The organism is Bradyrhizobium sp. MI1.7 (assembly GCF_055811795.1).
Window position 1 is genome coordinate 58815 of the sequence record NZ_JBVVPO010000050.1, and the last position, 11017, is coordinate 69831.

Genomic DNA, 11017 nt, shown 5'->3' on the forward strand with positions numbered 1-11017 from the left:
ACACAGCTCATGGCCAACAAGCCTGAATATGTCGATCTGATCGGCGAGGCGACGCGCCAGCACCGGCGGCGCGCAACGCCCTTGCCCATCGTCGCCAAGCCCGAGGTCGAGGAGACCTCGAAGCTCAGCCGCTGGCCGCCGGCGATGATCAAGCAGTGGAAGCTCGAGAACCTGACACGGTGGAAGCCGGCGTCGTGGAAGCTGAAGGATTGGCTCTAGGCCACACGAACAAAGGGCGCCGTCGCGGCGCCCTTTTCATTTCGATCGCGATTACCAATAGCGGTACGGATAGTGCCAGCGATGCCACCGGCAGACGCGGCGCGGACCGTAATAGGTCCAGATCACCCGGCAGCGGCGCGGATAGTTGTAGTAGGGATAGTAGCCGCCGTAATAATAGCGCCGGTGGAAGTGGCGATAGCCGTAATGCGGGCGATAGACCCCGTAGCGATGAAAACCGCCATAGTGGCGAAATCCGCCGTAGCGATAGCCGCTACCGTGAAAGGCGGGTGCGGCGCGGAAGCCGCCGATATGGCCGCCACGAAAGCCACCGCCGCGGAAACCGCCGATATGTCCTCCGCCGCCGTGGAAACCACCGCCACGAAAACCGCCACCACCATGGAAGCCGCCACCATGTCCACCACCGCCGCCACCGTGGCGAACCTGCGTGATCATGTCGTCGCTTGCAGCCTTCGCCGCCGGCAATGGCGTCGGATTGATCGGAGTCATCGCTTCGGCACGTTGTGCAGTTCCGGCCGACAGCATCAGCGTGGCAACGGCCGCGAGCCCGAGCAAGCGTATCGGGCTTGTCCGAGCATCCAAGATCCGCAGCATGGAATTCTCCCTGAATCTGAACGGCAGCATTGCGGCGCAGCCGTCGCTCGCATCGCTGTTCAATTGCAGTCGCTCCCAAGATTAAATTAGGGACAGCGACGTGAACCCCTCGTGAATGAACAACCTGCCGAGGCGCCGTGCCACGACAAAAGGAATTCGAAAGATGACCGTCTACGCGATCGCGCAATTGAAGATGACGGACCGCGCGGCCTATGACCGCTATCAGGCGCGGTTCTTCGACGTGTTCAGAAAGTACAATGGACGGCTGCTCGCCGCCGACGAGCAGCCGCGCGTGCTCGAGGGCCCGTGGCCGTTCGACAAGCTCGTCATGATGTCGTTTCCCGACGAGGCCGCGTTCCTCGCCTTCTCGAATTCGCCGGACTACGAAGACATCTCGCGCGATCGCAAGGCGGGCGCGCAGGCAACCGTGCTGCTGGTCAGGGGATTTGCGCCGGCGGGCTAACGCGGCGCGTCACCACCACGGCCCGTAGCCGAACACGAAGGGTGCCGGCACGCCGTAGGGATAGGGACGATAGTAGATGGGCCGCGCGTAATAATGCGGATCATGGGGCGCTGAGCGCCGCGCAACGTCATGGTGTCTTGCGTGCCGTCTCGCATCGAAAATCGCTGTCCCGGCCGAGGCATCCGACTTCGTCACACTCTGCGCGGTTGAAGCGCGAGGCAAACCCGCTGCGAGCCCGGCGACAACGGCCAATGCAATCCATCTCGTCATGACGAACTCCGCCCTCAAGATGCGGGCATCACGCGGCCGTTGAGGCGCGTCAGCCCCGCCGCCAGTAGCAGCTCATATGCGGCACGATCACCGTGCCGCTCGGCCGATATTCCTGCACATAGGTGGCGTTGCACTCGCGCACCGCATCGGGACCCGGATAGTAGCGCGGATAGACGCCGTCCGGAGCGTAGTAGGGCGTGACGCGCAGCCGGGCGGGCGGGCGCCTGCGCGGCGGCGGAACGTCGTCTGGCGAGGCCGCCTGGGCCAGCCTGACACCGGCGCCGGCCGTCTGAGCTTCCGCACCGACGCAAAATTGCGAAAACAACCCCATGCAAAGTAGAACCAGTATTGCTGTTCCCGCCCGCATCGCACCACCACCCACCTGAGCTATCCCCTTGAGGCGCCGTACGCTCCCCGTTTTCGTGCGCGGCGTCAACTCTTCGTAGCCCTCTATAAAGCCGGATGCATCGCCACGGAACCCGCGCTAAGAAAAGCCCATGTGGACGGAATTGAAAGCACCCTCGCTGGCTGAGATGGAAGCGACGGCGCACGACATCTTCGAGCGCCTGCCGGCGGAATTTCGCGGCCTCTGTGAGGGCGTGATCCTCCGTGTCGACGACTTCCCGACCGAGGAAGTGATGGACGAGATGGAATGCGATAGCGAGTTCGACCTGCTCGGCCTGTTCCAGGGCGTCGGCCTGCCCCAGCAGAGCCTGGGCGATGTGGCGCGGCTGCCCAACATGGTCTGGCTCTACCGCCGGCCGATCCTGGATTACTGGGCCGAGCACGACGAGAGGCTCGGCCACATCGTCCGCCACGTCCTGATCCACGAGATCGGCCACCATTTCGGCCTCTCGGACGACGATATGGCGGCGATTGAGGCTCAGGCGGAGTAGGACGTCATCGGTTGCGTATGGTTGGCGCAGCGAGAAGCATCGTCAGTCGATAGTCGGACCAGCCCGCGAGAGACAGCGACACCTGCTGATAGTGCAGCAGTCCCATGGTCGGATGATCGAACGCACGCTCGCCGCCTTCGCGTGCCAGAACCCCCTGCGTCTCCCAGCAGCGTTCGAAATCGGGGCTTCCAACTCTCAGTTCCTCGACGAGCCGGCGAATGTCCGGATCGTCGGAATAGGCTGTAACAGCGGCGCGGAATTCTGCGACGACGCGTTGCGCGCGTGAGGTCCAGTCGAGGATCAGTGTTCGCGCCTCGGGCCTGAGGAAGATGTAGCGCAGAAGATTTTTTTCGCCGTCAGCATCGAGCCATCCGGCAAACAACCGGGACGCTTTCGCATTCCAACGACGCGCACCCCATGTGCGATCGAGAATGTAGGCCGGCCCTTCGATCGCATCGACGCAGGCCAGCACCTCCTCAGGCGGATCATCCCTGTGGCCGGGACGCTCGGGATCGCGCTTGCCCCCAACTTCGAACAGATAGCTGCGCTCCGCTCGTGACAGGCGCAATCCGCGTGCGAGGCGCGCAAGTGTCGAAGCCGAGACGGAGACATCGCGACCCTGCTCGATCCACGTGTACCAGGTGACGCTCAATCCGCAGAGCTGAGCGACCTCCTCGCGCCGGAGGCCGGGCGTGCGCCGCCGTGCTCCGGCGGCGAGGCCGAATTCTGCCGGAGACTGGCGCTCCCGGAGCGCGCGCAGGAACGCGCTGAGCGAGAGAGCTGGAGCGATCGGGTCTGGTCCCTTCATGGTGGTTTTTATACCAGCATAAATAACATTCTTAAACGGGTATAATCGGCATGCTAACTCTTTGCCGCTGCGGCGTCGCTGCGGAAAGGACGAACGGGTATGGGCAGGCAATTCGCAAGGATCGAACCTGAGCACAGGGCTTTCATCGAACGGCAGAAGATCTTCTTCGTCGCGAGCGCCCCGCCGAAGGGACGCATCAACGTGTCTCCCAAGGGCCTGTCGGCATTCCGGGTGCTGGGAGAGAGCGACGTCGCCTACCTCGATTGCACCGGCAGCGGCAGCGAGACCCGTGCGCATCTGACCGCCTCCGACGACAAGCGGCTGACCATCATGTTTTGCGCCTTCGACGGCGCCCCGATGATCCTGCGGCTCTATGGCCAGGCTCGATCGCTCATGCGCGGCACGCCGGAATATTCCGATCTCGTTCCTGACTTCGAGGACATGGCAGGCGCCCGCCAAATCGTGCGCCTCTCGGTCGACCTCGTGCAGACGTCATGCGGTATGGGCGTGCCGCTGTTCGACTACAGACAAGAACGCGGCAGCCTCGTGCGCTACTGGACGGCGCAGGGTGTCAACAATTTGCGAAAATACTGGGGTCTGAAGAACATGAAGAGCATCGACGGCCTGCCGACCGGCTTTGCCCCTGACAGCATGGCTCCGCCAGGCTGAAGACGAACCTCGATTTACGCCCCTAGGCCTGCCGAATCCGGCCTAGGATTTGTGTGCCAACCGGGCTAAATAGCCCTCCCCTGACTTCAAACCGGGAAGCCTGAAATGGACAAGTTCACCACGCTGGAAGGCGTCGCGGCGCCGCTGAAGATCATCAATGTCGACACCGACATGATCATTCCGAAGCAGTACCTCAAGACCATCAAGCGCACCGGCCTTGGCAAGGGGCTCTTCTCCGAGCAGCGCTACAAGGACGATGGCAGCGAGAATCCGGATTTCGTGCTCAACCAGCCTGCCTATCGCAATTCGAAGGTGCTGGTCGCCGGCGACAATTTCGGCTGCGGCTCGAGCCGCGAGCACGCGCCCTGGGCGCTGCTCGACTTCGGCATCCGCTGCGTGATCTCGACCTCGTTCGGCGACATCTTCTACAACAACTGCTTCAAGAACGGCATTCTGCCGATCCGCGTCTCGCAGGAAGATCTCGACAAGCTGTTCGACGACGCCGAGCGCGGCGCCAATGCGACGCTGACGATCGACCTGCCGAACCAGGAGATCCGCGGCCCCGACGGCGGCAAGGTCAAGTTCGAGATCGACCCGTTCCGCAAGCACTGCCTGATCAACGGCCTCGACGACATCGGCCTGACGATGGAGAAGAAGGCCTCGATCGACACCTACGAGGAAAAGCTCAAGCGCGAACGCGCCTGGGCCTGAGATCGAGCTCCAGTTCGAGCCCCGGTGCGACGAGCGCCGGGGCTTTTTCTTTGCCCTGATTAACCCCTAGATTGACGCGCATGCTGCCCGACATCGTCACCTTCTGGCACGGCCCGATGGACGCACTGCGCCAGACCTGTCTGCGCTCGCAGCTCGCGGCCGGCCACAAGGTCACGGTCTACAGTTTCGACACCATTCCCGGCCTGCCCGCGGGCATCGGGAATGCGGATGCCGAGGCGATCCTGCCGCACGCGTTCTCCGAACGATTGCGACCGCCGCAGCCGGACGGAAGCTGGCGCGACTGGACCACGCTGCAGTTCAGCGACTTCTTCCGCATGAAGCTGATGGCGAAGAACCTCGGCCTCTGGCTCGATGCCGACGTGCTGCTGCTGAAACCCGTCGAGATCGATCCAGCAAAGCCCTACTTCGCCTGGGAGCGGCCGCGCCAGCTCGGCAATTCCGTGATCTATCTGCCGGCGAAGCACGGCATCGTTGCCGCCTTCGAGGAGCTGATGGAGCAGGAGGAGCTGACGCCGAACTGGCTGTCGGTGCGCCATCGCATCACCTTCATGATGCGTCGCCTGCGCGGGGGCTCGAACCGTCTCTCGGATATTCGCGTCGCGATCTTCGGACCGGCGGCGCTCACTGCGCTCGCGCGCCGCACCGGTGAATTACAAAACGCACTGCCGAAGCAATCGTTCTACGCCGTGCATGCCGAGCCAAAACTGTTCTTCGATCCCTCGAGCTATCTCGGCCTCGTCACTAACCCCGAAATCATCGGCCTGCACATCTCGCCCAAGGGCCGTGGCGGCGAAAAGCCGATCCCGGGCAGCCTGTATGCATGGGCGACGGAGCGGTTTAGCTGAGCTCTCTCCGCTGCGCGGCACGCTCGTGCCCCGACGCAGCGCAGCACGTCAGTGATGCGCTGCTGAGCCGGGGCCCAGCATGTGGCAAGATGGGTCCCGGCTCTGCGGAGCGGCACTTCGCGCCGCACCGCGTCCGGGACACGCGACCTGCCTTCTTGACCCATTCTCAATTTGATCCAGCGCAACGCGCTCCTGCACCATTGTGCCTAGTCTGGCTCCAATTCCACGACCCGAACGGAGCCTCGCATGAGCACCGCAAGTAGGCCTTATCCCATCGTACAGGATCTCATCGAATCCTTCGCGAACTGGCTGAAGCATCGCCGCGAGATGAACGAGATGCGGCAGCTCGATCGCGCCGATTTCGACCGGATCGCGCAAGATCTCAGGATCGCGCCTGACGATCTGGAGGAGCTGGTCCGTCACGGCAAGCACGCTGCCGACGAGCTGCTGAAGATGCTCGAGCAGCTCGGCATCAGCGCAGACAGGCTCGGTCGTGCGCAGCCGCTGCTGCTCCGCGACATGGAGCGCGTCTGCTCGCTCTGCAATCACAAGGGACAATGCGACCGCGATCTCGCCGATGGCACCGCCGCGGAGAACTACCACGGCTATTGTGCCAATGCGTCGACGCTGGAGTCGCTCGATCGGGCCGACGTCGCCCCGCGCTGACGCGTCGTCTGGATCGAAAGATCAGATCGTGCCGTTTCGCGCGCAAGCGTCGCGCTGGGCAAATCCCTTCACGAGCTTTCTGCATGCTCGATAGCGCTCTTCCATACTCGCTCCGCCGGCATGACCCGGAGGGCCAGGTTCGGCCGCGCTCTCTTTCTTGACTGCATGAGCTCGCGACGTCTTATCGCGTTTGGTCGGAGGTTCGGCATCCTCGGGCACCGGCACAAGCTGCCAGACTGGACGAAGCTCGATAGTCGCGGTCTCCGACGGATTCTCCTTATTGATGGAAGTCAGGGCAAGGACGTTCTTGTCCAGCTTGACCGTGACAGGCGTTCCATTGATGGAGAATTTATCGTTCGAAATGAACTCGGCGAACGATTTGTATCCCGCCACATCCTTCGCCCATGATTGTTTCGTGGGCGGCCCCCAGAGGTAGTATCCTTTGGCCAAGCCCGTCGCGGAGACCTCCGTGATGATCAGCATGGCGTAGCGTCCCTTGCCATTGGTCCACCCGCGCTTGTTGGACCACACGCCGACAAACCTGGAATTGGCGTTGAGTGGATCGTTCTGATCGGACGAGATGGCGAAGCTCGGCAATTCGAGGTGCTGAGCTGCCGCGATGACAGAGATTTTTTTGTTGTCGTCGGGCGTAAATGGATTTCGCACGACGCGCTTGGCATCAGGCTCCTGGCGCCCGCCCGCATCCGATTTCGGGGCAGCAGCCGGAGATGATAGCGCCGCAACTTCGCTGGCCTTGAGATCCTTGATTCGTTGGCGGGCTTCGACGGCGTGGTCGCTGCGGGGGTATCTGGCGAGAAATTCCTCAAAGAGAGCTGCCACCGTCGACGTCCGGACAGCCTGCCAGAACTTCTCGTCTTCCGCGGGAGCTGCGGGCGCCGGAGTTGATGCAGCTGGCGCCTGAGCGGCGACGGCGGGGGCCTTGAGGTAAATCTCTTCCTTCGACAACGAGCCATACACGAAAGGCTGCTGTTCGCGCCTGGTTGCCGCCATCACGTCGTCACGAACCCGGCGAAACAGAAACGATATCTCCAGGCCGGGCGTTTCGATGTGGCGAAGCAGCGACGTCGTGAAGGGGCTATTCCGGCCTTCGCCGTCGCTTGCCGTGGTGCCGTCCCGGGCGGCATACGCGATCAGGACATTGTCGGACGGCTCCGTCGGCGCGAGCCCGCGAGCCACGGCCCGGGTGCTCAACGAGCGCTTCATCTTCGCAGCAAAAGGGTTGTTGCGGCACGCGTCAAGTATCACGAGGCCCAACTTCCGTGCCTTCGAAACCTGAAGGCTCACCGAACGCAGGCTGATCGCCTCGCTTTCGGCGTCGGTATCGCTGCGCAGCTCGGCGCTGATCGGGATCAGCCAATTCTCGCCGCCGACTTCCATGCCGTGCCCGGCGTAGAACACGACGGCGATGTCGGACATTTCGGCGGATCGGCCGAACTCAACGACGGCCTTCCTCATCTCTTGCGCGGTGGCGTTCTTGACTTGAGTGACCTTGAAATCCAGCCGCTCCAGCGCGCGGCCGATGTCGGCCGCGTCGCGAGTCGGGTTCGGCAACTCGGGCACCTTCTCGTAGGCGCCATTGCCGATGACAAGCGCAACCCGCGCCTGCGCAAGGGCGGGCTGAGCGGACAAAAGCGACATGACGAGAAAGACAGCTGCCCCAAAAAAACGCATCAATAGATTGCCCGAACCCACCAATGGCTTCGAGGGTAGCACCCCTGTTCACCACCGCAACGGGAAAAGCCGAGATCGTGGACTTCGGCGAAACGGCCGTCGTCGGGACGAGCCGACGACAAGCAGCTGACGATGCCGGTGCAGCTCGGCATCGGCGCGGAAGCGCCCGGGCCAGGGCAAACTCACGCGCCGCCGCAACAATCACTGGTCGATCACCACGTGTGGCACCTCGCCCAGTAGCAAAGGGCGTCAATAGTATGATGTATGCAAGGCCCTGTTTGCGCGGCGAGGATGCCGGCAAGGTCTCCGCAATTGTCCGTGCTTGATCTCGACGAATGGCTCTGTTTGGATGGTTGCCCTTCGGCAATTCGAATTCCGGACAATCATGGCAAACGAAATAGATGGTTACCGTCGTTCGTTGGGTGCTCGTTCACCGGAAAGCGCCGTGACCGTCCACCGCACGGGCATCGGGAATCGACTATTGGCGGCGTTGCCGCCGGCGGATCTCGGTTTGCTCACGCCCTACTTCCAGAAGGTCTCGTTCGAACCCGATGCCATCCTGGTGCGGTCGGGCGATGAGCTCGACCCGGTTTATTTTCCCCATAGCGGCGCCATCGCCTTCATGATCGATATGCCGGACGGGCAAACGGTCGCAACCACCTTGATGGGACGGGAAGGCGCTTTGGCCTCGTTCTCCGTGCTCGGCCCGTCGCTGTCATCCGTGACCGCGATTGCTCGGATCGCCGGCACAGCATCGCTGATTTCCGCCGCCAAGTTTCGCGCGGCCTTTGCGCAAAGCGCCGCCATCAGGAACGTCGTGCAAGTCCACGCCCGCGCGGTGTTGTTGCAGCTCCAGCACGTCGCCGCCTGCAACGCGCTGCACCGGGTCGATGGCCGCATGGCGCGGTGGCTCCTGCAGCTGCACGACCGCGTTCCCGATGACCGGCTTCCGGTGACGCACGAGGCGCTTGCGCAATTGCTTGGGGTGCGACGGACGACAGTGACCCTGACGATGAGCAAGCTACGCGATGCCGGCGCCGTCCCGTCCGACCGGCGCGGGTTTGTCGAGATCCATCGGGCGCGGCTCGAGAAGGTCGCATGCGATTGCTATGCGCTCATGCAGCGCAAGATCGATCAGATGTATTGCCAGGAATTGGCGGCGCCGCAGCCTGTCGATGCGCCGTCCCGCGAAAGCGCCATCGTCGCGGGTGACGAATCCAGAGCCGCTTCGCGGGCGGGAAAATAGGCGATTGGGACTGACCGCCGCGATGACCGCATGGGTCACAAGCGGCAGTCCTCTTGACGTCGAGAAGATGTCCGTCTGGCGGGGAAAAGCGGATATCGCTTCTTCGAGTTGACGCCTCAGCCCTTGCTCATCGCTGCGATCGCGTCCGCGATCTCGATCGTGCGCCGCGCCATGTCGGCGTGCAGGCGCTCCACCATTGCGCCATCGAGCCGGATCGCGCCGCGCGAGACGTTCTCAGGCAGCTCGAACGCCGCGATGATCTTTCGCGCGCGCGCGACTTCCTCTTCGGGCGGCGTGAAGATCGCGTTGCAGGCCTCGATCTGCGACGGATGGATCAGCGTCTTGCCGTCGAAGCCGAGGTCGCGGCCCTGTGCGCATTCGGTGGCAAAACCGTCTGAATTCGCGATGTCGCTGTAGGGGCCGTCAAGGATCTCGAGGCCATGGGCGCGCGTCGCCAGAATGCAATGGGTGATCATCGGGATCATCGCCGCGCGGCCCGGCAGCATCTTGATGCGCGTCTCGCGCGATATGTCGTTCGGGCCGAACACGAAACCGGAGAGGCGCGTCTTGGGATCGCGGCCCGCGGCGGCCAGCTCCTCGGCATGAAGCACGGCGCGCGCGGTCTCGATCATCGCCCAGACTTTCACCGTCGGCGCGGCGCCGAGCTCGGCAAGGCGAGCGCCGATCGCCTGGAGATCCTCGATGCTTGAAACTTTTGGAACCAGAATGCCGTCAGGCGAGGCCTTGGCGGCCATCGCGACGTCATCGGCCCACCAGGGCGTGTCGAGGCCGTTGGTCCGGATCAAAATCTCGCGCTTGCCGAACCCCTTGTCCGCGATCGCAGCGGCGATGCCGTCACGCGCCACCCCCTTGAGGTCGGGGGCGACGGAATCTTCCAGATCGAGGATCAAGCCGTCAGCGGCGAGATTTCGCGCCTTTTCCAGCGCGCGGGGGTTGGAGCCGGGCATGAACAGATGGCTGCGGCGCGGGCGGGTCATGCGAGCATTCCTTCCAGTTTCCTCAGGTCTATTCTGAAGCATGATCCCGGAAAAGTGTGCGGCGGTTTTCCGAAAGGATCATGCTCAAACAACAAGCCAAGCCGATAGCATCTGGCCTGCCTATTCGAAAGGCTTGTTCGCCCCTCTGGTCTATGGTTAGGCATAGGCCATGATCACATTCCCGAAGCATTTGCTGGAAGGCTACAAGGCCTTCGCCACCCAGCGGCTGCCGACCGAGCAGAGCCGCTATCGCGAGCTGTCGGTGAAGGGGCAGTTCCCGGAAGTGATGGTGATCGGCTGCTGCGACAGCCGCGTCTCGCCCGAGGTGATCTTCGACGTCGGCCCGGGTGAACTGTTCGTCGTCCGCAACATCGCCAACCTGGTGCCGGTGTATCAGCCCGACGGCAATGCGCACGGCGTCTCCGCGGCGCTGGAATATGCCGTGACGGTGCTGAAGGTGAAGCACATCGTCGTGCTCGGGCACGCGCAATGCGGCGGCATCCGCGCCTTCGTCGACAAGATCGAGCCGCTCACGCCGGGCGACTTCATCGGCAAATGGATGCAGATGTTCATCAAGCCGGGCGAAGTGGTCGAGCAGCGCGACCACGAAACCATGGCACAGTTCGTCGAGCGCATCGAGAAGGCCGCGGTGTTCCGCAGCCTGGAAAACCTGATGACGTTTCCGTTCGTGCAGAAGGCGGTGGACTCAGGCCAGATGCAGACCCATGGCGCCTATTTCGGCGTGGCAGAGGGGTCGCTGTTCGTGCTGGACAAGGTCGCGAAGGAATTCAAGAGCGTGCGCAACGCGGCTTGAATTCGTAGGGTGGGCAAAGGCGCGAAGCGCCGTGCCCACCATCTCTCCCCGATTGCGATAGAAGTGGTGGGCACGGCGCGTTGCGCC

15 protein-coding genes are annotated in these 11017 nt (G+C 63.0%); 9 read left to right on the forward strand and 6 right to left on the reverse strand.

Going from position 1 to position 11017, the window contains the following annotated elements; translation table 11 throughout:
• Positions 1 to 9 precede the first annotated feature (9 nt).
• Entirely contained in the window at positions 10 to 219 is a 210-nt protein-coding gene (locus tag AC0L3X_RS33545; RefSeq protein ID WP_063980389.1) for a hypothetical protein, read from the forward strand.
• A 51-nt stretch (positions 220 to 270) separates the two neighbouring features.
• Here AC0L3X_RS33545 and AC0L3X_RS33550 read toward each other — a convergent pair whose 3' ends face one another.
• A complete protein-coding gene (locus AC0L3X_RS33550) occupies positions 271 to 831 on the reverse strand; it encodes a hypothetical protein (protein ID WP_063985987.1) in 561 nt (186 codons plus the stop codon).
• Between the two features lie 163 nt (positions 832 to 994).
• Between AC0L3X_RS33550 and AC0L3X_RS33555 the strand changes: the two genes are divergently transcribed.
• Positions 995 to 1294, forward strand: a complete 300-nt coding sequence (locus AC0L3X_RS33555; RefSeq protein WP_063985986.1) for a DUF1330 domain-containing protein — start codon at positions 995 to 997, stop codon at positions 1292 to 1294.
• Positions 1295 to 1303: 9 nt separating this feature from the next.
• On the opposite strand, the gene AC0L3X_RS33560 is transcribed toward AC0L3X_RS33555, so the two are convergent.
• The gene (locus tag AC0L3X_RS33560; protein ID WP_084794921.1) at positions 1304 to 1564 is read right to left on the reverse strand and encodes a hypothetical protein; all 261 of its coding nucleotides are present in this window, start codon (positions 1562 to 1564) and stop codon (positions 1304 to 1306) included.
• Between the two features lie 49 nt (positions 1565 to 1613).
• Positions 1614 to 1895 (reverse strand): hypothetical protein, encoded by a 282-nt coding sequence (locus tag AC0L3X_RS33565; RefSeq protein ID WP_063980388.1) that lies wholly within the window; start codon positions 1893 to 1895, stop codon positions 1614 to 1616.
• A 166-nt stretch (positions 1896 to 2061) separates the two neighbouring features.
• Between AC0L3X_RS33565 and AC0L3X_RS33570 the strand changes: the two genes are divergently transcribed.
• The gene (locus tag AC0L3X_RS33570) at positions 2062 to 2460 is read left to right on the forward strand and encodes a metallopeptidase family protein (protein ID WP_063980387.1); all 399 of its coding nucleotides are present in this window, start codon (positions 2062 to 2064) and stop codon (positions 2458 to 2460) included.
• A 4-nt stretch (positions 2461 to 2464) separates the two neighbouring features.
• On the opposite strand, the gene AC0L3X_RS33575 is transcribed toward AC0L3X_RS33570, so the two are convergent.
• Positions 2465 to 3268 carry a helix-turn-helix transcriptional regulator gene (locus AC0L3X_RS33575; protein WP_063980386.1) on the reverse strand — a complete coding sequence of 268 codons (804 nt, stop codon included), beginning with the start codon at positions 3266 to 3268 and terminating at the stop codon, positions 2465 to 2467.
• Positions 3269 to 3367: 99 nt separating this feature from the next.
• Here AC0L3X_RS33575 and AC0L3X_RS33580 point away from each other — a divergent pair, with 99 nt between their 5' ends.
• From AC0L3X_RS33580 to AC0L3X_RS33595, 4 genes are all read left to right on the forward strand, one after another.
• Entirely contained in the window at positions 3368 to 3937 is a 570-nt protein-coding gene (locus AC0L3X_RS33580; RefSeq protein ID WP_063980385.1) for a pyridoxamine 5'-phosphate oxidase family protein, read from the forward strand.
• A 105-nt stretch (positions 3938 to 4042) separates the two neighbouring features.
• The gene (gene leuD, locus AC0L3X_RS33585; RefSeq protein WP_014490662.1) at positions 4043 to 4648 is read left to right on the forward strand and encodes a 3-isopropylmalate dehydratase small subunit; all 606 of its coding nucleotides are present in this window, start codon (positions 4043 to 4045) and stop codon (positions 4646 to 4648) included.
• Positions 4649 to 4728: 80 nt separating this feature from the next.
• Positions 4729 to 5514 carry a glycosyltransferase family 32 protein gene (locus AC0L3X_RS33590; RefSeq protein WP_063980384.1) on the forward strand — a complete coding sequence of 262 codons (786 nt, stop codon included), beginning with the start codon at positions 4729 to 4731 and terminating at the stop codon, positions 5512 to 5514.
• A gap of 246 nt (positions 5515 to 5760) precedes the next feature.
• Positions 5761 to 6180: a hypothetical protein gene (locus AC0L3X_RS33595; RefSeq protein WP_063980383.1), complete on the forward strand. Its 420-nt coding sequence runs from the start codon at positions 5761 to 5763 to the stop codon at positions 6178 to 6180.
• Between the two features lie 21 nt (positions 6181 to 6201).
• Here AC0L3X_RS33595 and AC0L3X_RS33600 read toward each other — a convergent pair whose 3' ends face one another.
• On the reverse strand, positions 6202 to 7893 hold the full coding sequence (locus AC0L3X_RS33600; protein WP_187387861.1) for a caspase family protein: 1692 nt from the start codon (positions 7891 to 7893) through the stop codon (positions 6202 to 6204).
• A gap of 424 nt (positions 7894 to 8317) precedes the next feature.
• On the opposite strand from AC0L3X_RS33600, the gene AC0L3X_RS33605 reads away from it, so the two are divergent.
• Entirely contained in the window at positions 8318 to 9118 is an 801-nt protein-coding gene (locus tag AC0L3X_RS33605; protein ID WP_063980381.1) for a Crp/Fnr family transcriptional regulator, read from the forward strand.
• A 116-nt stretch (positions 9119 to 9234) separates the two neighbouring features.
• Here AC0L3X_RS33605 and AC0L3X_RS33610 read toward each other — a convergent pair whose 3' ends face one another.
• On the reverse strand, positions 9235 to 10116 hold the full coding sequence (locus AC0L3X_RS33610; protein WP_071908673.1) for an HpcH/HpaI aldolase/citrate lyase family protein: 882 nt from the start codon (positions 10114 to 10116) through the stop codon (positions 9235 to 9237).
• A gap of 169 nt (positions 10117 to 10285) precedes the next feature.
• On the opposite strand from AC0L3X_RS33610, the gene AC0L3X_RS33615 reads away from it, so the two are divergent.
• Positions 10286 to 10930, forward strand: a complete 645-nt coding sequence (locus AC0L3X_RS33615) for a carbonic anhydrase (RefSeq protein ID WP_063980379.1) — start codon at positions 10286 to 10288, stop codon at positions 10928 to 10930.
• Positions 10931 to 11017 lie beyond the last annotated feature (87 nt).